General features: G+C 26.5%; 21 protein-coding genes and 1 pseudogene. 17 read left to right on the top strand and 5 right to left on the bottom strand.

Features of this window, described 5'->3' with window-relative positions; translation table 11 throughout:
- Positions 1 to 14: 14 nt before the first annotated feature.
- The 5 genes from ccoO (at position 15) to ASUIS_RS09945 (ending at position 3,756) form a co-directional block, all read left to right on the top strand.
- Positions 15 to 698, top strand: a complete 684-nt coding sequence (ccoO, locus tag ASUIS_RS09965; RefSeq protein ID WP_118886985.1) for a cytochrome-c oxidase, cbb3-type subunit II — start codon at positions 15 to 17, stop codon at positions 696 to 698.
- Between the two features lie 8 nt (positions 699 to 706).
- Complete coding sequence (locus tag ASUIS_RS09960) at positions 707 to 931, top strand: cbb3-type cytochrome oxidase subunit 3 (RefSeq protein ID WP_118886984.1); 225 nt, start codon at positions 707 to 709, stop codon at positions 929 to 931.
- Between the two features lies 1 nt (position 932).
- Positions 933 to 1,823 (top strand): c-type cytochrome, encoded by an 891-nt coding sequence (locus ASUIS_RS09955; RefSeq protein ID WP_118886983.1) that lies wholly within the window; start codon positions 933 to 935, stop codon positions 1,821 to 1,823.
- A gap of 1 nt (position 1,824) precedes the next feature.
- Positions 1,825 to 2,067, top strand: a complete 243-nt coding sequence (locus ASUIS_RS09950; RefSeq protein WP_118886982.1) for a DUF4006 family protein — start codon at positions 1,825 to 1,827, stop codon at positions 2,065 to 2,067.
- Positions 2,068 to 2,181: 114 nt separating this feature from the next.
- Positions 2,182 to 3,756 carry a nitrite/sulfite reductase gene (locus ASUIS_RS09945; protein WP_226799887.1) on the top strand — a complete coding sequence of 525 codons (1,575 nt, stop codon included), beginning with the start codon at positions 2,182 to 2,184 and terminating at the stop codon, positions 3,754 to 3,756.
- A gap of 41 nt (positions 3,757 to 3,797) precedes the next feature.
- Here the strand turns inward: ASUIS_RS09945 and cobA are convergent, their stop codons facing one another.
- Positions 3,798 to 4,529: a uroporphyrinogen-III C-methyltransferase gene (gene cobA / locus ASUIS_RS09940; RefSeq protein WP_118885510.1), complete on the bottom strand. Its 732-nt coding sequence runs from the start codon at positions 4,527 to 4,529 to the stop codon at positions 3,798 to 3,800.
- Between the two features lie 405 nt (positions 4,530 to 4,934).
- A complete protein-coding gene (gene hisC, locus ASUIS_RS09935) occupies positions 4,935 to 6,041 on the bottom strand; it encodes a histidinol-phosphate transaminase (protein WP_118886981.1) in 1,107 nt (368 codons plus the stop codon).
- A gap of 175 nt (positions 6,042 to 6,216) precedes the next feature.
- Between hisC and ASUIS_RS09930 the strand changes: the two genes are divergently transcribed.
- The 7 genes and pseudogenes from ASUIS_RS09930 (at position 6,217) to ASUIS_RS09905 (ending at position 15,146) form a co-directional block, all read left to right on the top strand.
- Positions 6,217 to 6,444, top strand: a complete 228-nt coding sequence (locus ASUIS_RS09930) for a hypothetical protein (RefSeq protein WP_118886980.1) — start codon at positions 6,217 to 6,219, stop codon at positions 6,442 to 6,444.
- 286 nt (positions 6,445 to 6,730) lie between these two features.
- Positions 6,731 to 7,393 carry a response regulator transcription factor gene (locus ASUIS_RS09925; RefSeq protein WP_192894500.1) on the top strand — a complete coding sequence of 221 codons (663 nt, stop codon included), beginning with the start codon at positions 6,731 to 6,733 and terminating at the stop codon, positions 7,391 to 7,393.
- A gap of 2 nt (positions 7,394 to 7,395) precedes the next feature.
- A complete protein-coding gene (locus ASUIS_RS09920) occupies positions 7,396 to 9,261 on the top strand; it encodes a sensor histidine kinase (RefSeq protein WP_118886978.1) in 1,866 nt (621 codons plus the stop codon).
- Between the two features lie 135 nt (positions 9,262 to 9,396).
- Positions 9,397 to 12,192 carry an autotransporter family protein gene (locus tag ASUIS_RS09915; RefSeq protein WP_118886977.1) on the top strand — a complete coding sequence of 932 codons (2,796 nt, stop codon included), beginning with the start codon at positions 9,397 to 9,399 and terminating at the stop codon, positions 12,190 to 12,192.
- 122 nt (positions 12,193 to 12,314) lie between these two features.
- A complete protein-coding gene (locus tag ASUIS_RS13720; protein ID WP_153801682.1) occupies positions 12,315 to 12,458 on the top strand; it encodes a hypothetical protein in 144 nt (47 codons plus the stop codon).
- A gap of 178 nt (positions 12,459 to 12,636) precedes the next feature.
- Positions 12,637 to 12,876: pseudogene (locus tag ASUIS_RS09910) on the top strand (chemotaxis protein CheB); the annotation flags it as partial.
- Between the two features lie 26 nt (positions 12,877 to 12,902).
- Complete coding sequence (locus ASUIS_RS09905; protein ID WP_118886975.1) at positions 12,903 to 15,146, top strand: CheR family methyltransferase; 2,244 nt, start codon at positions 12,903 to 12,905, stop codon at positions 15,144 to 15,146.
- 274 nt (positions 15,147 to 15,420) lie between these two features.
- Here ASUIS_RS09905 and ASUIS_RS09900 read toward each other — a convergent pair whose 3' ends face one another.
- Genes ASUIS_RS09900 through ASUIS_RS09890 form a run of 3 tightly spaced genes read right to left on the bottom strand, consistent with a single transcriptional unit; the run spans position 15,421 to position 16,262 of the window.
- Positions 15,421 to 15,774, bottom strand: coding sequence for a HepT-like ribonuclease domain-containing protein (locus tag ASUIS_RS09900; RefSeq protein ID WP_118886974.1), 354 nt, complete (start codon positions 15,772 to 15,774; stop codon positions 15,421 to 15,423).
- Entirely contained in the window at positions 15,767 to 16,066 is a 300-nt protein-coding gene (locus tag ASUIS_RS09895; RefSeq protein ID WP_118886973.1) for a nucleotidyltransferase family protein, read from the bottom strand. The genes ASUIS_RS09900 and ASUIS_RS09895 overlap by 8 nt, the downstream gene beginning before the upstream one ends.
- Positions 16,067 to 16,091: 25 nt before the next feature.
- Complete coding sequence (locus ASUIS_RS09890; protein WP_118886972.1) at positions 16,092 to 16,262, bottom strand: helix-turn-helix transcriptional regulator; 171 nt, start codon at positions 16,260 to 16,262, stop codon at positions 16,092 to 16,094.
- 509 nt (positions 16,263 to 16,771) lie between these two features.
- On the opposite strand from ASUIS_RS09890, the gene ASUIS_RS09885 reads away from it, so the two are divergent.
- The 5 genes from ASUIS_RS09885 to ASUIS_RS09865 all read left to right on the top strand — a co-directional run bounded on the left by ASUIS_RS09885 (position 16,772) and on the right by ASUIS_RS09865 (position 22,269).
- Positions 16,772 to 17,164 (top strand): IS3 family transposase, encoded by a 393-nt coding sequence (locus tag ASUIS_RS09885; protein ID WP_118886971.1) that lies wholly within the window; start codon positions 16,772 to 16,774, stop codon positions 17,162 to 17,164.
- On the top strand, positions 17,148 to 17,648 hold the full coding sequence (locus ASUIS_RS09880; RefSeq protein ID WP_118885941.1) for an IS3 family transposase: 501 nt from the start codon (positions 17,148 to 17,150) through the stop codon (positions 17,646 to 17,648). The genes ASUIS_RS09885 and ASUIS_RS09880 overlap by 17 nt, the downstream gene beginning before the upstream one ends.
- Before the next feature lie 73 nt (positions 17,649 to 17,721).
- Positions 17,722 to 18,324, top strand: a complete 603-nt coding sequence (locus ASUIS_RS09875) for a recombinase family protein (RefSeq protein WP_118886970.1) — start codon at positions 17,722 to 17,724, stop codon at positions 18,322 to 18,324.
- A gap of 290 nt (positions 18,325 to 18,614) precedes the next feature.
- Complete coding sequence (locus ASUIS_RS09870) at positions 18,615 to 21,341, top strand: DEAD/DEAH box helicase family protein (RefSeq protein WP_118886969.1); 2,727 nt, start codon at positions 18,615 to 18,617, stop codon at positions 21,339 to 21,341.
- Positions 21,334 to 22,269 (top strand): DNA-methyltransferase, encoded by a 936-nt coding sequence (locus ASUIS_RS09865; RefSeq protein ID WP_192894502.1) that lies wholly within the window; start codon positions 21,334 to 21,336, stop codon positions 22,267 to 22,269. Before ASUIS_RS09870 ends, ASUIS_RS09865 begins: the two co-directional genes overlap by 8 nt.
- Positions 22,270 to 22,594 lie beyond the last annotated feature (325 nt).

Here is a 22,594-nt window from a genome sequence, read left to right as displayed (position 1 = left end):
GAAAAGGAGAAATTATGTTTCATTGGTTTGAACAAAGACCGTTTTTCTTTGCGGTACTAGTATTTATATTTATTGCATTTGCAGGTATCGTTGAAGTTATTCCAGATTTTGCAAAACAAAGTAGACCAAGCGTTGGTACAAAACCATATAGTGTTTTAGAATTAGCAGGAAGACAAGTTTATATAAAAGATTCTTGTAATGCTTGTCACTCTCAATTAATTAGACCGTTTAAAGCTGAAACTGATAGATATGGTATGTATTCATTATCTGGAGAATTTGCTTATGATAGACCATTCTTATGGGGATCAAAAAGAACTGGACCAGACTTAATGAGAGTTGGAAATTATAGAACTACAGATTGGCATGAAAACCATATGTATGAACCTTCAGCGGTTGTTCCTGGAAGTATTATGCCAGCATATAAACACCAATTTACTAACAAAGCTGATTTAGATACAGCATATGCAGAAGCTTATACAGTTAAAACAGTATTTGCTACACCATATGATCAAGATTTAGATGGTGATGGAAAAATTGATGTAGAACTTGGTGATTATGAAACTGCAATTGCAAAAGCAAAAGAAGATGCAAAAGCAATTGCTGCTGGAATGAAAAATGAAGCTATTAAAGCTGATGTTGAAAAAGGTCAAATTCCTGAAATAGTTGCATTAATTGCATATTTAAATTCTTTAAAATAGAGGTTGTTATGGATTATGAAACACTTTTAACAGTGCAAGGATATGCTAAATTCTTTTTGGTTTTAGCAGTGTTTATCATATTTTACTCTTATGCTTATTCTATTTATAAAAGGGATAAATCAGGGGAGAGAGATTTTGAAAAATATTCAAAACTTGTACATGATGATTCAAGTGTTTCAGCTCCTCTTGAAGAAAGAAAAAATGATAAAGATATAGATAATAAGGAGAAATAAGATGAAGTCTATGGTTATAGGTGGAATAATTCTTATCATCGCTTTATTAGCAGGAACTTACTTTGCAGCAGGTGATGCTTTTAATGGTGATGATTATATTAACAGCTTAACAATGTTAGGTGCAGTAGCTATTATTACAATTACTGTATTCGTTGCATTGAAATATGTTAATCAAATGAAAAATGATACAGCAAGCGGTGATTTAGCTGAAGAAAAATGGGATGGAATTGGTGAATATAAAAATCATGTTCCAACTGGTTGGGCTTTAGCATTTACAGGTGCTATTATTTGGATGTTTTGGTATTTTACAGTTGGTTACCCAATTAATGGATTTTCACAAATTGGTCAATGGAATGAAGAGACATTAGAATATAATGCGAAATTTGAGAAAAAATGGGAAAATCCATCAGATGAAACTTTAAAAGCTATGGGACAATCTACTTTCTTAGTACAATGTGCACCTTGTCATGGTGTAGATGCTGAAGGAATAGATGGGAAAGCTCAAAACTTAACAAAAAGAGTTTCTAAAGAGCAAGTTGTTTATGTTATTAAAAATGGTGCAAATAACTTAACTTCTACATATCCAGCTGGAATGCCTCCAATGATGTTAACAGAAGATGCAGATATTAATGCAGTTGCTGAATATGTTGCTGGTGGATTCAAAGGTGAACAACCTGCATCATTTGCTACTTGTTCTTCTTGTCATGGTGAAGATGGAAAAGGTATGGAAGCAGTTGCTCCAAATATCAGAGCTTATGATGATGCTTTAGTAATGGCTGTTTTAAAAGATGGTAAAAAAGGTGCTATTGGAGCAATGCCTAGCTTCAATGGAAGACTTAATGAAACTCAAGAAAAAGCATTAGCAACATACTTAAGAAGTTTAGGAGAGTAACATGGCTGGAAATACACAAATGAACGAAAATGAAAGAGGAATCTTTAAATTAAATGGTATTACAGGTATGTTAGTAGCAGTTGTATTACTATTATCAATATTAGGTATTTTAACTTTTAATGGTTTGAAAGTTCAACAAAATGAAGCTAGTAATTTTTATAAAATTAATCAAGATTTAAATGGATTAAAAATGAATAGCTCAGATAATTATAAACAGTATCAACTTGTTGGTACTGGTAAATAAGGGGTAAGATATGTATTACACAATTTGGTTTTTGCTTATAATGTCGGCTGTTATGACAGCTTATTATGCATTTTTTGACTCTGCTAGAGTATTCGTTGGTTAAATGGAAAAAATATGATAGAAAAAGAATTATCTCCTTTAGAAATATTAAAAGCATCTAGAAATCCATTAAGAGTAATAGAAGATATTTATAAGGAAGCAGTTGAGGGAATTCCCTTGACTGATGATTATATAGGCTTGTTAAAGTGGTATGGAATGTATCCACATATTAATTCTCAAGGTTTAGAAGATAAAAAATATTTTATGAAAAGAATTAAAATAATTGATGCAAAAATTAATTTGACACAATTAGAAGTTCTGGCACAAATAGGTTTAAAATATGCTCAAGGTTTAGTTGATATTACAAATAGACAAAATATTCAATTTCATTATATTGAGATAAAAGATATGCCTGCAATTTTTGAATTATTACAATCAGTTGGATTAACTTCAAGAATGGCTTCAGGTGATGGTCCAAGACCGATTATGATATCTCCAGTAGCTGGTATTGACCCCCAAGAGATACTTGATACTTCATATTTGGTTAAAGATTTAAATTCATATTTTGATAAAAATGATGATAGATTTTGTAATTTTCCAAGAAAATATAAAGTTGGAATCTCTGGTTGTGAAAGACATACAGCTGCTCATGAGATACAAGATGTGGCTTTTACGGCTTTTAAATATGAAAATGGCGAAATATTATTTGATTTAACTCTTGGTGGAGGTTTGTCAAAATCTAAACAAATTGCTTATAGAGCAAGTAGATATGTAAAACCTGAGCAAGTAGTTGAAGTAGCAGTAGTTTGTGCTGAAATTTTTAGAGATTATGGAAATAGAGGTAATAGAAATAAAGCAAGAGTAAGACACTTAATAAATGAGTGGGGATTAGAAAAATTTGTGGATGAAATGGAAACAAGATTAGGATATAAACTTCTAATTGGAACTATTGAACCTAAAATTACTCCTTTTGAAAAGAGAAATCATTTCGGAATTCATAAAGCAAAACAAGAAGGAAAATCTTTTATTGGATTTGCAACAAATTCAGGACGAGTTGCGGGTGAAGATTTTCAAAAAATTAGTGATATTTGTAAAAAATATAAGGTAGAGGGAATCTCACTTACTCCAACTCAGAATTTTATAGTATATGGTGTAAATGATGAAGATGCTCAAGCTTTAGCAGATGAATTTGAAGCATTAGGTTATCCATATAAACCAACTCCTTTTAGAGCAAGACTTCAATCATGTACAGGTAAAGAATTCTGTAAATTTGGAATTACTGAAACTAAAGAGTTTGCAAAAGTTGTGGTAACGCAACTAGAAGAAAAATTTCCTGATTTTAAAGAAAATATTACTATGGCAATTTCAGGATGTGGGAATGCTTGTTCTCATCCTCAAATTTCTGATATTGGTTTTGTTGGAACAAAAGTTAGAGATGAAGAAGGAAATAGAGTTGACGGTTATGATGTTATTTTAGGTGGACAACTTCATGGTGTAGAAGGAAGTAGATTTGCACATAAAACAGATGTAAAAATCCAAGCAGATAAGTTAGTAAATTTTGTTAGCGAACTAATTAGCTCTTATGAAACAGATAATTTAAAACAAAATACATTTAAAGAATATTTAAATGTTGTAGAGTTAAATAAATAAGAAGAAAAATTCTTCTTATTTGTTATAGTAAAAAGTTAAATCTAATCAAACCACCTAATTTGTTCTCTTAATGTCACAACTTCACCAATTATTATCATAGCTGGTGTTGGAAGATTTTTTGATTTGTTTGTTATATCTTCTAAAGTTCCAACTACTACTTCTTGTTCTTTTGTTGTTCCTTTTGAAATAACTGCACATGGATAATCTTTTCTTTTGCCTAAAGCTATTAATTTTGAAGAAATTAACTCAATATTGTGATAACCCATTAAAAAAACAATTGTTTCATCATTTAAAAATGTTTCCCATTCAATTTGAGAAATTTTCTTTTTTGGATTTTCATGACCAGTTACAACTCTAAAAGATGTTGTTATTCCTCTATGGGTTACTGGAATTCCTGCGTATGCTGGAACTGCAATTGCTGAAGTGATTCCCGGGATTATTTCAAATTTAATATTTCGTTCATAAAGATAAAGAGCTTCTTCTCCACCACGACCAAAAACAAAAGGATCACCACCTTTTAGTCTTACTACATTTTCATATTTTAAAGAAGCTTGATAAATTAATTCATTTATCGCTTCTTGAGGAAGAGTATGTTTTTTATCTTCTTTTCCAACATAAATTAAATCACATGATTCTTTTGCTAATTCTAAAATTTCTGGATTTACTAATCTATCATAGATTAGAACATCTGCATTTTGTATTACTCGAACTGCTTTTAATGTTAGAAGTTCTACATCTCCAGGTCCTGCGCCTGTTAGGTATACTTTGGGCATATTATTATCTCACTTTAAATTTAGATATTGTTCTATAAAAATTTATTAAATATGAATTAACTTAAATATTTTGAATAGAAAAAGATTTCTTATGTATTGAGAAATAATAATATTTTTAAGAAAATACAATAAGAAATCTTTAACATAGACAAATGTCTATAAAACAAGTAGGGAGTAATTGAAAAGATAAAAGTTTAATATTAGGATGAATATATTTAACCATATTTTTTCAACATAAAGAATTATATAAATTCATAGTGTCCTTTTAGTGGTAAACTAAAAATTTAGATTTAATTTTAGAAAAACCATTTCACTTGCATTATCTATAAAATAATCCATCATTTTGAACTGATGATTAATGACAGTATTATTCCAAAAGATAATGAAATGAAAAATCCATCCTCTTTATTTTAATTTTTCTAATACTTCGTCTAACTGTTCAAATACTTTTGTATTTTGCTCATTTCTTCCTATTGTAATTCTTATTGCATTTTGTCCATATCCAGTTAAATCTCTCACAATCACTCCTCTTTCAAGAAGTTTTTGTGCAACTGTTTTTGATACAAATTTATCACCAAATTTAATTGTTATAAAATTTGTATACGAAGGTATATATTCAAATCCTCTTGAAGTTACATAATCTTCATATCTTGTCATCTCTTCAAAGTTTTTTGCAATACAAGCATTAACAAACTCTTCATCTTTTAGTGCTTCAATTGCAGCTGCTAGTGTTAAAGTTGTAATATTAAAAGGAGCTCTTAATTTATAAAAGGCATTTATAATTTCAGGTTGAGCAATACCATATCCAACTCTCATTCCACCAAGGGCATAAGCTTTTGAAAAAGTTCCTAAATAAATAGCATTTGGGAAATTTGCAATTAAATCTTTTGGAACTATTCTTTTTTTCTCATCTTTAAATGCTGCGTATTCTTGATAAGCTCCATCAACTACAACCAAAGTTTCTTTATCAATAGTTTCTAAAAATGCATAAACATCATCTTTATCTAAACATTCACCTAATGGATTATTTGGTAAACACAAAAATATTACATCAGCACCATGTTCTTTATATAATTTTGAAAATTGTTCAAGATTATGTTGATCATCTTGAGTTTTAATAATTGTTGCACCAGTTTGTTTTCCATAAATTTCATACATAGCAAATGTTGTTTTTGCCATTAGGATTTTTGAACCTTTTTCACATTTTGCATGAACACAATATTCTAAAATTTGATCACTTCCCGAACCAATAATTACATGTTTACTTGTTAAATCAAATTTATTTGCAAGAGCTTCTTTTAATTCAAACATTGAATCATCAGGATAAATGAACATATTTTGAACTAAACCTTTGATTTTTTCAACAACTTTTGGGCTAGTTCCATAAGGATTTTCATTTGAAGCTAATTTTATAACATCTTTTGGATTTACTCCAAATTCTCTAACAACTAACTCTATTGGTTTTCCAGCTTCATAAGTTGTAACATTCTCTAATACTTGATTAAATTGCATTTACTTTTCCTATTTTGAATAATAATTTTAAAAAAGATTCTATAAATTTAAAGTGGCTGTTTAGTGTTTGATATAAATTAATTTTTTCGATATTATTTAGCACTTGCACAAAAAAGTATCTAAAATTCCTTTCTCTTTTCTCAAATTTAAAGGATATTTATTATGGCTGACACTCATGTTATTTCTGCATTGGTTAAAAAAAGCCGAACTTTGTGGCGATATAATCTATTACAGACAATTAATTTTGTCATTGGATAAAGATTTATCAATTATTGATGCAACAATTAAGATTTTTGATGTTGATTATGATATTTTTAGTATTAAAGCAGTTAGAAAAGGTAGAAACAGATTTTTTAATAATGCAGAAGCAAAGGTTTTGGTTTTAGATAGGAGTTTACTATAGAATAAAATAGAATATGTATTAAGTTATAATTTAAAATATAAATCAAATAATAAATATGAAATATTTTTTGGTTGTAAGAAAATTATCAGTGAAAGAATTAAAAATAATAAAGAATATGAATTTGAGACAAACAAAGAAATGAAACTATTTTGAAATATCTTAATACTAAAATCAAAAATCTTAGATTAAAGTTAATCATATAGTTGTATATCCCATTTGAATCGTAATTACAAAAATAAAAGAAGAAAAAGTGTACTTAAATTTAAAAATATTAAAAAAAATGTCCATGCTATTAATAGAAGATGATGAAGAATTACAAGATAATTTATATCAAACTTTATCAATTTTTTTCAAAAAAGTAATTTTAGCAAAAAATGGTATGGAAGGAATAGAAAAATTAAAATCCCATAAAATTGATATGATTATTAGTGATTATGTTATGCCAATTATGGATGGTGAAGAATTTTGTAGATATCTTAGAAAAAATAATTATAATATACCAGTAACAATAATAAGTAATTATTATGAAAAAGAGAAATTAATAAAATTAATAGATTTAGAACTAACTAATTATCTCTTAAAACCAATTAGCTATAACGAATTAATTGATTGTTTAAAAAATATGCTAAAAAGAATTGATAAATTAAGTCTTAATGATTTCCAGATTAATTATGATATTAACTATAATTTTTTAACAAAAGAACTTATCAATAATAAAAAGAATACTCAATATAAACTATCAAAGAGTGAAATTATTCTATTAGAATTGTTATTAAATAATCCAAATTCAATAATTTCGATAGAAACAATACAATCTCATTTATCTCCTAATGAAATAAAAAGTGAACAAGCTATTAAAAATATAATACACAGACTTAGACTTAAAATAGGTAAAGACAATATACAAAATATACAAAGTTTAGGTTATTCTTTTAGGAAAGAAATTTAATAATGAGAATATTTTTATATATAATATTTTTTATAAGCTTTACATATTCAGAAACATTGAATATTTCTAATATTGAAACTAACCAGTCCGTAGATTATATATCTTATATTACTGATGAAAATTATACTTATCAAGATATCATAGATAAAAAAGATATTTTTTCATTAGAAAAAAAGAATTTAAAAAATTCTAATAAAACTTATTGGACAAAATTAATAATAAAAAATGATACAAATGATTTTAAAGAATTAGTGATATATAACAATTTATCAGGGATGAATAAAATCGATGTTTATATAATCAAAAATAATAAACTTGATAAGATTTTACTTTTAGGTGATTTAAGAGAACAAAATTTAAGGGAATTGATTAACAGGTATTCAAGTTTCATTTTAAAATTTGAACCTAATGAAGAGATAACAATAATATCAAAATTAGATAATTATCTTGTAAATAATTTAAATTGGGAAGTTTCAAGTATAGAAAAATTCACAAATGAAGAATTTAAGATTATTTTTTTATTTGGAATATTTGGTGGTATGTTAATACTTTTTCTAATATTTAATGTTTTACAATATTTTACATACAAAAAAATCGAATATCTTATTATTTGTATGATAACTCTTTCAATATTTAGTTACCAATATAGTTTTAACGGCATTCTTTATTTTTTGAATTTAAATTTAAATTTAAATTTTATTACAGCAATTGCTTGGGATGCTACAACAATAGGGGCTTTTTTTATATCTTTATTTTCAATAACATTTTTTCAATTAAATAATAGATATAGAAATTTTTTTTATTCTTCATTATTTTTTTTATTAACTTCTACTAGTTTATTTTTATTTCTAATTTATACTCAATTTATAAATCATGATTTATACAAATACTATTATTTGGTATTGTTAAATTCAATGATGGTAATAATACATTCAACTATACTTGCTTTTTATATGTATTTAAAAAGAGAGCAAGGTTCTCTATATTATTTATTAGGTAATGCAATTTTATTTATAGTTGTTATAATAAATAGCTTAGCTATAATGGGTATAATTAATTACCATGAGGAATTAAAATATTTAGCTCCATTATCATATATTATAGATATTATTTCTATGCTTATTTCTATAACTATAAAAAATAATTTTGAACAAAATGAACTTAAAAAAGCAAAAATTCTATTACTTGAACAATCAAAATTTAGTTCTCTAGGTCAAGCAATTGGACATATATCTCATCAATGGAAAAGTCCATTAACCAAACTAGGAACATTAATTACTCTTTTAGAAACAGTATTAGAACATAATATAAAAGAATTAAACACAACATTTAGAAATAAATTACCTCTAATTAAAAATTCCATAGAAATAATGAAGAAATCCATAGATGAGTTCTCTAACTATTATTCAAATAAAAAAGAGATGGAAATTTTTTCTCCTATACCATGTATAGAAAATGTTTTAGAGATATTAAGTTCTAAAATTATATTAAAAAAAGTAAATATTCATTTAGATATTCCATCTAATTTAAAGATTAAAAGTTTTGAACATATTTGGTCTAATATATTTTTAGTATTAGTTGATAATTCTCTAGATGTATTTTCTGAAATAGATGATAGAAATAAAGAAATCTTTATTTCATTTAAGAAATGCAGTGATAGAGTCGTAATATCATACGTAGATAATGCGGGAGGTATCAAAATAAAGCCTATAGAATCCGTATTTGATTATTTTGTATCAGAAAAAGAAAATGGTAAAAGTAGTGGATTTGGATTAGCCGTTGTAAAGATGTTAATAAATGATAGATTAAATGGAAAAATTGATATTGAAAATTTTAAACAAGGTATTAAATTTACAATAGTAATTTGAAGCTTAATTAAAAAAATCGAGTCTAAAAAGTTAAGCAAACTATTCTACTAATGTTTAAAATATTTTTTGAAATGAAATTATTTTGGGACTTCTGTTAAGTACAATCAATCAAATAATTTTAATATCGGAGAATAAATGTTTAGTAGATATATAGATAATATTGATTTTAAATCAAGATTCCGAATCCTAAAAGGTGGAAAAATTTCTCTTATTATAAGTACAATGCTTATGGGAACAGTAACAGTGGTAAATGCAACTCCTTCTATTCCTATATCAGTAACTGGTAATACATCATATTATAATGAAAATATGGAAGACAGTAGCTCTTTTATTATAGAAAATTTAACTGTTGCAGATAGTTCTGCTTTTGAGGTAAATGGCTATAATAAGCATATATTATCAATAAATGGAAGTAATATTTCTGCTATGGGAGAAGCTCACTCTATAAATGGAATTATCATTTATAATTTAGCATCATATGATAAAGATAATGATACTCAGAAAATAACCATTAATCTTGATAAATTAAATGTAGAAAATAGAAACGGTGATGCATTTGGTTTCACTAATTACCCAGAGATTAGTGATTATAATTTTGGTATGAGTATGATTATGAATATTGGCAATTCTAGTCAAGATGACTATGGTATCAAAGTTAGTGGTACAAATAATGTTGCTGGTATTTCTCTTTATAATTTAGTAATAGATAGTCAAATTATAAATAATGGAAATATCATTGTCTCTAGTGCAGGTGGTAATACTCCAAATGTTTATGGTATTTATATGAGTATTAGGTCTAATGTTGTAAATCGTATGTCAGATGATACTTCTATGATAAATCTTGACAATTCAACTATAACAAACAATGGCACTTTTGAGATTAGTAGTAATAGTGAAGCTTATGGTATATATGTTGAAGGAATAATAACAGATTCGACAATTAACAATACTAATACTGGTTCGATGAATATAACAACAATCGCTACACAAGACTCAGAAGAGGTGTTAGCATATGGTATCGAAATAGAGGATGATTTTAAGAATTCTTCAATCAATAACACAGGAGAAATTAAAGTATTAGCAGATACTAATTCATATAATTATGGTGAGGTTCTTGCAAAAGCTATTCATGTTAACCGAGATACTGCTGAAAGTAATAATTCTGAAATTATAAATGAAGGAACAATCACAGCAAATGCTAAAATAAAAAACATAAATCATATTTATGGTTATTATCGTGCTTCTGGCATAGATGGAAGAATAAGTAGAATTGAAAATTATGGTACTATAGAAGCATATATAAATGATGAACTAGATAGAAATGCTTATTCATTAAATATCATTAGTACTGTAATTAACAGTGGGACTCTAAAAGGTAATATGAAAGTGGAGGGTTCAGTTGCAAATATAGGAACAATTGAATTAGCATATAATGCAACTGGTGAAGATAGCGCTAATATCGAAAACTTTACAAATAACGAAAATGCTAAATTGAGTATTGGATTAAAAACAGATGGAACACTAAATGGAACAACTTATTCACAATTAACTACAGAAAGTGCAATATTTGAAAATGGTTCAACATTAGATGTAAATGTATTAAAAAGTTCAACAAATCAATCATTATTAGCAGGAAAAAGACTAGAGAATGTAGTAACAGCGAGTACAGCATTGACAATAAATGGAAAATTAAATGTAACAGATAATTCTGCTTTACTGAATTTTGAATATAAAACTTCAGATGACTGGATAAATGAAGAAGCCGGAGCAATTCATTTAGATGTAGTAAAAGCTAGTAATGAAGATGGAACAGATAAAACAATAGTATCATCAACAATAGCAGGTAATGGAAATCAAAACTCACAAAATGCGGCAGTAGCACTACAAAATGTTTATAATAATAATCTAGCAATACAAAGCGCATTTAATAAACTTTCAACAGATAGTGCAGTTGCAAATGCAACTCAAAGTACAACTCCTGTAGCAACAAGTGCAACAGTTGGAGCAACAACGCAAATTTCAAATGGAATTGCAGGAATAGTAACTCAAAGACAAAATGCAAATATTTCTTCTGGTGGTATGAACTCAGGTGATGGAATGTTTAGTGAAAATAATCTTTGGATTAAACCATTTGGATCAATTGGTTCTCAAAATGATAAAGATGGTATAAATGGATTTGATTTAAAAACATATGGGTTAGGATTTGGAGCAGATACAGAATATAAAAACAACCAAAAATTAGGATTGGCATTTTTCTATACAAATGGAAATGTTGATGTAAATAATATGAATCAAAACGCAGATTTAGATGTATTTACAACATTAATATATGGAAATGTACCTGTAATAGATGATAAAACAAACTTCTTGTATCAAGCTGGATACGCTTGGCAAAAAACACAAACAGATAGAGCAGTGTTTACAGGAGATATAGCAGAATCAAAATATACAAGTAAAACAGCATCTTTAGATTTAAAATTAATGAGAGATGTGAATGTAAATAAAGATTTATTATTACAACCATTAGTAAATACAACATATAGACATTTTACAAATCCAGCATATAATGAAACTGGAGCAGATGCACTAAATTTAAATGTTGATAAATTTACATCAAGTGATTTAATTGTAGGGTTCGGAACATTAGCACATTATAAATTAACAGATGATTCAAAAATAGTTGGAAATTTAAATGTAGGATATGATTTACATGATAAAAACCAAACTGTAACTTCAGCTTATGAAGGAGCAACAGGAGTTAACTTTGGGACAGATGGAATAGATAATGGAAGATGGTCGTATGAAGCTGGAATTGGATATGAAATGGATATAAATAAAACAAATAATATCAATGTATCATATGATTACCAAGGACAAGGAAAAGATTTTAGTAATAATGTAGTTTCAGCAAAATATGTGTTGAAATTCTAAAAATAAAAATCTCAAGATTTATTTCTTGAGATTTTTATAATAATGATAAAAGATAGAATAGATAATTAATATTCTTTTTAACTATCTATTCTATTTTAAAAGAAAAAAGTAATTGGATTTTTATGAAAAAAATTAGTCTAAGAATGATTGCTGAAAATAATCAAGCACCATTTAAAAGTTCAACATTAAAAAATGTAACTTATTATTTAGGTCATCAAATAGCTAAAGGTCATTTTAGTACTATATATAAAGCAAGTGATATTTGAAAAAAACTGTGTATATGTCATCCCTCCAAATTATGATATGAAACTATCAGAAGGAATTCTTTATCTTGATAAACTTCCTAAAAGAAAATGACTACATTTACCAATTAATTCCCTTGCCATTGATAAACAAAATAAAGCCATAGGTATAATCTTATCAGGAATGTGACATGATGGAACTCAAGGACTAAAAGCTATAAAAGCAGTAGATGGTTTTGTCATCGCTCAAAGTATTAACTCTTCTGATTTTGAAGCAATGCCAAGCAGTGCAATAGCAACAGGTATAATTGATGAAATCTTAGCTCCAAATGAGATGGCCAAAAAGATTATAAAGTATTCAAACTCTAATATAAAAATACAAACGATAATTCCTATAGTTACTTATGATGAAGAGATTTTAAAAAAATATTCTTATTATTAGAAAGTCAAACTAGCCACGATTTTTCAATGTACAAGCCAAGTACAATGGGACGAAGAATTGAGCGTCGTTTAGTTGTAAATAAAATTGACACTATTGAAGAATATTATGAATATTTAAAAGAAAGTAAAGATGAGGTTACTACTCTTTTTAATGATTTACTAATAGGAGTAACAAGTTTTTTTAGAGATGAAGAGGTTTTTGCCTCTTTAGAAAAAAATGCTATTCCAAAACTTTTTTTAGATAAATCATCAGATTCTATAATACGAGTTTGGATAACAGGTTGTTCAACAGGAGAAGAACCTTATTCTATAGCTATACTTATAATGGAATATATGCAAAAAATAAAAGAGAGATTTGTAGTACAAATTTTTGCCACTGATATAGATGAAACAGCAATTACAACTGCAAGAGCTGGTATTTATCCTTTGAGTATAGATTCTAATGTTTCAAAAGAGAGATTAGAAAAATTTTTTATAAAAAATAGCGATGGAAATAGTTATAGAATAGATAAAAACATTCGAGATATGCTTGTTTTTTCTGTACATGATGTTATTAAAGATCCACCATTTTCAAAACTAGATCTAATAAGTTGTCGTAATTTATTGATTTATATGAATATTCAATTGCAACAAAAAATCATTTCTATTTTTCATTATGCTTTAAAAACAAAAGGGATTCTTCTTCTTGGCAATTCAGAGACTTTAGGTGAACTTGAAAATCTTTATACTGTAATAGACGCAAAATCAAAACTTTTTGAATGCCAAAAAGATCATAATAATATTAAAACAACTATGTTAAGTCGACTTCTTCCCTCAAATCAAAGATATAACTCTATACCTCAAATAAATAAATTAACAGCGGGAGTAAAACTACCCCTTAGAGAACTAATTGAAAATGCAATCCTTGAACAAATTGCTCCATCAGCTGTACTTGTAAATGAGCAAGGAGATATTTTATATATACAAGGAAAAGCAGGAATGTATCTTGAATTACCCTCAGGAGAAATAGATACAAATAATATTTTTAAAATGGCTAAAGAGGGTTTGAAAAATGATTTAATACTTAGCTTTCAAAAAGCAAAAAGTAAAAAACAAATTGTGCATACATATGGATTGAAAATTAAAACAAATGAAAGTTTTATTATAGTTGATATAACTATACGAGAAATTAATCTCAACTTAAAATTTAAACAAGAACTGCCTTTATATCTTGTGCTTATTCAAGAAGATTTATCTACATCTAAAGAAGAAATTATTGAAGAAAATCTTCCAATTATTGATGACGTTGATACTAAATTTTTACATGAAAATATAAACATAAAATCACTAAAACAAGAACTTCAACTTCAAAAATCATTCTTACAAGATGCAAATGAAAAATTAAAGTCCTACAATGAAGAGATACAATCAATGAACGAAGAGTTGCAGTCTACAAATGAAGAGTTGGAAACTTCAAAAGAGGAGTTACAATCAGTTAATGAAGAGTTATCAACTGTTAATTCTGAACTTAATATAAAAGTCACAGATCTATCTCGTTCAAATAATGATATGAATAATCTTTTAGCAGGAACAGGAATAGGAACTATTTTTGTAGATCATAAGCTTAATATTTTACGTTTTACTCCAGCTGTTACTCGTATTATTAACTTAATTTTAGCAGATATAGGACGTCCTATTGGGCATATTGTATCTAATATGATTGATTATAGAAGTTTAGTTAGTGATATTCAAAGTGTTCTTGATACCTTGGTTCCTAAAGAGATTGAAGTTATGACAATTGATACAAAATCATATCTGATGAGAATTCAGCCTTATCGTACATTAGAAAATGTAATAGAAGGTGCTGTTATATCTTTTGTGGATATAACAGAGATGCATAATATAAAAATAAAATTAAACGAATTAAATAAACTTTCTCGTTTAGCAATCGTAGTGCGTGATTCAAGTGATGCTATTATTGTTGAAGATTTAAGTGGGAAAATTATTGCATGGAATCCAGGAGCACAAAAACTTTATGGATGGAGTGAAGAAGAAGCCCTTAAAATGCAATCAAAAGATAGAATACCAAAAGAGTTGCAAGAAAAAGATACCAAAAAAATAGCTCAACTTTGCAGTTCAAAAATACTTCAAACATACAAAACAAATCGCTTAAAAAAAGATGGTTCTATTATAGATATTCATATTATTTCTAGTGCTTTAGTAGATAAAGATGGAAAGACATATGCAATCACAACAACAGAACGACAAGAAAAAGAGAGTGAAACTGGTTAAATGAAGTTGCATATAAAAAAAGAAAAAACTTATTCGTAAGTTTTAGGAGTAAAAATAAGTGATGATTTTTATTATTTAACAAATTATCATTTGATAAGCTTAAGTTTTGATTGAAATCTACATTGTAAAGTGTCTATAAGTCCCATTATATAAGGTTTTTAAATAGGTTGGTGGAGATTTGCAGGATTGAAGATTCCTATATATTAGGATTTATAGGATTACTAAATTAAATATACCCCTAAAAAGTACTCTATAATTTTAAATTTGTAAAGTTTTAAAATTCTTTTTTTATATCTAAAATAGTCTGTTTAAAAATAGCTAAGTTATATCTTATTACTTCTTCTATGATATTATCATCTGTACTATCATAGTCATGAGCAATATAATTTCTTACTGCACTAATACCTTTTAAATCATCATTTGAAAAATTTTCTAATATCTTAAATTCATTATCATCTTTTAATTTAGAAAATTGTTCTGCAATTCTTATAATATTCATTCTAATTGCAGGTTTTATGATTTTATCATTAATTGCTTGAGTAATTTTTAGATTATTATCATTTATAATAAAATCAATATCTTCAATTGCATCTAGTATTTTATTTAATCTATTTATTGCTTTAGACATATATTAAATCTTTAATGATTTTTTTATTTGAATCAGATACGAAGTCAATTTCTTTTTTAAAGACAGATTTTAATTCATCTTTTATTTCATCTATTCTTAATATTTTAGAAAAACCACCAATATATTTCTTAGAAAATTTCTCATAATCTAATTTATAAGCTATATCAATATCACTATATTCAGTATTTGTATCTTTTGCATAACTTCCAAATACTCCAAGTATTTCTAAGCCTTCATTTTGATATATTGGTTTTAGTTCTTTTAATTTGTTTAAGATTTCATTTTTATTCATAGTGACAATTATATCATAAAATATTTTATAACTTTTCTTTCATCCTATTATCAACTTTCTCTTCTTCCCAAATTGTAATTCTAGGACTTAATTTAATAGGTTTATGAAATTTGCCTTCACCAACCCATAGCCAAATTGTACTTTTTGCTATTCCTATTTTTTTCATTACTTTTACTATTCTCAAAAAATTGCTCATTGTTTTTATTTTCCTTTCGCTGTTTAAGAGATAGTTCCCATCTTATCTTGATCCGGCTACACTAATTCATACTTGGAATTTAAAAACTTCTAAGTTAAAATAATAAGTATGAAAGAAGTAGAAAAAATGAGAAATAGTAAATATACTAAAGAGTTTAGAGATGAGACTGTTCACTTAATTTTGAATAGTAAAAAGTCAGCAATGCAAATTGCAGCATAGAACGTAGCGTTAGCAAGAAAAGATCTTGGAATAAATGATAAAACAATTTATAATTGGATTAAAGTTTATAAAAAAGAAAATAATATAACAACTCCTATTGATGAAACTAAAAATCAATCTAAATCCTCACAACAAGAATTAGTGGCTGAACTAAAACAGCTACGAGCAGAGAATAAATTACTCAAACAAGAAAGAGATATTCTAAAAAAGGCAACAGCATACGCAGCATTTGAAACTCTATAAAGTATGCTTGGATAAAAGAGCATAGAAAGAGTTTCAATATAAAACTTATGTGTAAAGTTTTTAAAGTTGATAAAAGTAGCTATTACAATTGGGTTAAAAATGGTTGTGTAATTCAAAAAGTTGATGAGAAACTTAATGAACTAATTGAAATAATATTTCTTCAATCAAGACAAACATATGGTACAAGAAGGATAAAAGATAAACTTCTTGAAAGATATGGTGTAATAGTTTCAAGAAGACGAATTAGAAATATTCTAAAACAATTAGGATTGTTTGTAAAAATGAAACGAAGATTTAAAGTTATGACAACAGATTCAAATCATAATTTACCAATAGCTCCCAATATTTTAAATAGAGATTTCTATGCTTCAAAAGTTGATGAAAAATATGTAGGCGATAGAAGTATTAATAAAAAGATATTAAATATATCTTTTTATTAATACGCGTTATATTCCAACAAGTGAAGGATGGTTGTATCTTGCAACAGTTATTGATTTATATTCAAGAAAAATAGTTGGTTGGAGTATGGATGAAACAATGAAAGTTTCACTTGTAAATGATGCTTTAAAGATGGCTCTTATTTCAAGAAATCCAGAAAAAGGACTAATTTGGCATACAGATAGAGGAAGTCAATATGCTTCTTATGAACATAAAGATTTACTCAAAAGACATGGAATAATTCAAAGTATGAGTCGAAAAGGGAATTGTCATGATAATGCAGTTGCAGAAAGTTTTTTCCATACATTAAAAACAGAATTAATCCATCATGAAATTTATCATACAAAAGAACAAGCAAAAAGATCAATATTTGAATATATAGAAGTGTTTTATAATAGAGAAAGAAGTCATAGTGCAAATAACAATTTATCACCAGTAGAGTTTGAAGAAAAACAAAAATTGTTACAAAAAGAAATTGCTGCTTAGGGATTATAATTTCTGAGTATGTTTTAGGGTTGACAGATCATAATCATTAGGATTAAACTTATAAGAGGTAAAAATGAGTAAATATTATGCTTATATCAGAGTATCTACAGATAAACAAACTTTAGAAAATCAAAAACATAAAATCTTAGAATTTGCATTTAATAAAAAAATTCAAATTGAAGATTTTATAGAAGTTGAAGTATCAAGTAGAAAAAATCAAAAAGAAAGATTAATTGATGATTTATTTTTGAAATTAGAAGCTAATGATACTTTAGTTGTAACAGAACTTTCAAGACTTGGAAGAAATATGTTAGAGATTTTAAATCTAATAGAAAAATTTAATTCTAAGAATATAAAACTAATTTTTATAAATCAACCTGAACTTTCAACTGATAATTCCGCTCTATCAAATTTACTAATTTCTATTTATGGATATTTTGCTCAAACAGAGAGAGAAATAATAAGTGAGAGAACAAAACAAGGATTAGCAGTTGCAAGAGCAAAAGGAAAAATTCTTGGAAGACAAAAAGGTCAAATAGTAAAATCAATGTATGATGAACATAAAGATAAAATCGAAGAACTATATAAACTTGGATTATCTGTTCAAAAGATAGTTAAGTACATTGGTGTTGGCACTCAACCTTCTTTAAGAAGTTGGATTAGAAATAAAATCTAGAACTTATAATTAAAATTGGAGCTATTTTTTAGATAAAGAATATAATTATTTATCTAAAATTCTACTATGCAAAATTTTAAAAAATGGTATATTTATTCTTATTGATTTCTTTTAATTAATTTAATATGTTATTTAAAAATATAGTATGAATAAAGAAATTTCACAATCTATACAAATCTTTTCAATTTCTTTATCAATAACATTAAATATAAAGCTCTTTTATTAAGATAAATTTTAAGCAAATAATTAACATATTTCAAGTACGCTTTATTTTTTATGAAGGAAATTACATGTCAAATACAATATCATGGGAAAATAAATTAATAGACTTAGAAAAGGTTACTCTTGATGAGTATCTCGATTATTATAAACATCAAATAACACAAGAAAGTGAAAAACTTTTTATTTCAGACTTCATATATCCATTATTAGGAGAAACTTTTATTAAATACTTAGTACCTCAGTATCCATTTATAGACTCAGAGGGTAAGTCAAGAAGATTAGATTTTGGATTAATTTATAACAACACAAAGTTAGCATTTGAGATTGATGGTGAAACGTACCATGCAGAAGGAGCTATTACAAGCGATATGTTTGATGATAGTTTATTTAGACAAAATGAAATATTATCAGCAGGATGGAAGCTTTTAAGGTTTTCTTTTACACAGCTACAATCTGATTTATGGAGAAAAAAAGTATTAGATAGTATAAAATATCTTATAAAAAAACAAGAACCTACACTATTAGGTAATGTAAGCATAAATCCTAATTATCTGCAAAAAGAAGTTTTAGAAACATTAGACGCATGTAGAAAAAATAATTGGAAAAAAGGTATAGTGGTGTTACCTACTGGAACTGGAAAAACTTATTTATCTGCTTTTGATACATTAAAGTCTGATGGAAAAATACTTTTTATAGTACACCGTTTAGATATATTGAAACAAGCTAAAAATGCTTTTGAAGAAGTTTATCCAAATGAAAAGATAGGGATATTAACAGGAGAAGTAAAAGAAAATTTACATAATTCAAAAATACTTTTTGCTTCTAAAGATTCATTAAATACATCACATATATTAGAAAGTTTTGTGCATGATTATTTTGATTATATTATTGTTGATGAAGTACATCATGGTCAAGCACCTTCTTATAAAATTATTTTAGAATATTTTCAAGCAAAATTTTTTATGTTAGGGTTGACTGCAACTCCTGACAGAATGGATAGAAAAGATATATTCGAATTATTTGATTATAATAAAGTTTTTGAATACACATTGTTTGATGCAATTAACAATGGTTTTTTAGTACCATTTAATTATTATGGACTTAAAGACAACATTGACTATTCAAAAATTAAATACAATGGAGCAAGATATAATATCAATGACCTAAATAAATATCTTATTATTCCAGAAAGAAATCAAAGAATTTATGAAGAATATATTGAAAAAGGAAAAGCGAATAAAGCTGTTGGTTTTTGTTGTTCAATAAAACATGCAAACGCCATGGCAAAGTTTTTTAATGAAAAAGGTATACCTTCTGTTTCACTAACATCTGAATCAAAAAATAGAGATGAAGTCATTAATAAATTTACAAACAATGAGATTGTTGTAATTTTCACTGTAGATTTGTTTAATGAAGGTATTGATTTTCCTGATTTAAGAGTCCTATTGTTTCTAAGACCAACAGAATCTAAAACAATTTTCCTCCAACAACTCGGAAGAGGATTAAGACTATGTAATTCAAAAGAAAATGTTACTGTACTTGATTTTATTACAAATTATAAGAAAGCAAGTAAAATTAGGACTTATTTATCAGATGGTAAATCAAAAGAAATTAGAAATGGTGGAAATGGTAGAATTGAAAAAATAGAATATATATATTCTCCAAAATGTAATGTAAAATTTGATGCAGAAGTTGAAGAAATTTTAGATTCTCAAGATTTAAGCTTTTTAGATATAGAAGAAAATGATTTAATAGTTGCATATTATAATTTAAAAGAATCATTAAAAAGAAAACCTACACCAGATGATATTAATCAATTTGGTGAATTTAAAATGAGTAGATATTTATCAATGTTTGGTTCATGGGGTAGTTTTTTAAAGAAAATTAATGAACATACAGAGTTTAGCTATCATTTCCCACAAGGCGTAGATATGCGTCATGTGCTATATCTATTAAAAAATATAGGTGAAAAGAATTTCGACTCAAGTTATTTAGCACCAAAATATATCAAATTTAATGGAGCTTATGATAGTGGTTCTCTTGGTGGATTTCAAAGACAAACTAAGTATAAATTACAAGCATTAATGGAATTAAAAATAATTTTAGATTTTAGAGGGAGTAGTTTAGAAAATGAATTTATAATTTCCTTTACAGAGGAAGGAGAAAAACTATATAAGATTTTTGAGAATTATTTGAAAGAAAAATCATTTACTTTTAGTGCATCAGAAGAAATTTCATGGGATATCTCAACTATCAGTGGTATAGAAAGTTTAAATAAGATTAACACAGAAATATTTGACTTTCTAAAATCTGATTCTAAAAACTTACAATATATAAGAAACTTATTTTTGAATATGGATGCACTATCTTTACTTCTAAATTATCTTTACAGAGTTAATAGGTCAAAAAACATTCCCAAACAGACAATATATAAATCATTTTTTAAACATACAGAAGTTAAACAATTTTGTGAAATGAATGGATTAAAAGAGCCTACTGAAGACGTTATAGTTAGGAGAGTACCATTTTTATTTAATTTATTGGAATCACTTGGTATAATAAAACAAACTACACAAGAAGTAGAAGTTTTAATTTTTTATGCTACATCTTCAACTTTAAAATTTAATCAAGATGAACCATTAGAATTAACAACCGAAAGAATGAAAAATTTAAAAGATTTTATCGAAAATAGAGTTAATAGATTTTCAGATGAAGATGAAATTAAACTAAAAACACTTTTTGGAAAAAACTTCTTAACAGAAGACTATTATTTAAAGGATTATATTTTTGGCTAATAAATCACATTTCAACAAAGGGCATATTGCTTTAAACAAGCTAAAAAAAGATGGACAGAAACATAGTTCACACATAGAAAATGAGTCACCAAAAAAAACAATACATGCAATTTTTACAGAAGATTCTGTGAAATTTCTTAAGAAAATTCCTGATTCATCTGTTCAACTAATATTAATTGATCCTCCATATAACTTAGATTTAGATTATTGGGATACATATGATAATTATTTAGAATGGGCAAAACAATGGTTAGATGAAATTTTTAGAATTTTATCAGATACAGGAAATTGTGTTATATTTGGTGGCTTTCAGTACCAAGACTTAAAGAAAGGTGATTTACTTGAAGTTCTTCATTATACAAGACATCATACAAAACTTAGATTTGTTAACCTTGTAATTTGGTATTATAAAAATGGTATGTCTGCTCACAGATTTTTTGCAAATAGGCATGAAGAAGCAATTTGGCTTAGTAAAACTAAGAAATATTATTTTGATTTAGATTCTGTACGTGTTCCATATGCAGAAGAACAAAAGAAAGCTGCTCTGAGGGATAAAAGACTAATACCAGAAAATATTGAAAAAGGAAAAAATCCTACTAATGTTTGGGAAATAGGTAGATTAAATGGAAATTCAAAAGAAAGAGTTGGACATCCTACTCAAAAACCTATAGAACTGATAAGAAGATTTGTAAGAGGTTTATCATATGAAGGCTCTACTGTATTAGACTTTTTTGGCGGTTCAGGAACAACAGGAAGAGTTTGTATTGAAGAAGGTCGAAATAGTATTATGATAGATACCGATGATAAAATTTTTTCATATTTTGATGAGCACATTAGAAATATGGATTTCTCTATAAAAACTATTCCATATGAAATCAAAAAGAATCCAAATATAGAAATGATTTTAGAAGAATTAGCTTTGAATTAATGAATCAATTAAAAAACTAAAAGCAAAATGATTATCAAAAAATAGATTCTAATGTAATTTACTTATTAGACGCTATAATTATATTTTAGAGATATTTTGCGTAGAGTTCTCTCTTTAATTCCTATTATTAATAAAATTAGGGGAACTATTCTATAGTAAAAAATATCTGCATACAAACCAAAAGATATAATCAAGTTATTAAAGTAATTATATAGTCAGAATGCTATTTAAATAATGATTTTGACTTTAGATGATTTACATTGAACCATATAGATATTTAATTTTTCAACATATTAATAAATTGGCATATTAGGTGGCATACTTT

The organism is Arcobacter suis CECT 7833 (assembly GCF_003544815.1).
In the GTDB taxonomy this organism is placed as follows: Bacteria; Campylobacterota; Campylobacteria; order Campylobacterales; family Arcobacteraceae; genus Aliarcobacter; species Aliarcobacter suis.
The sequence above is the reverse complement of the archived record's forward strand: the minus strand, read 5'-3'. Positions and strand labels throughout refer to the sequence as shown.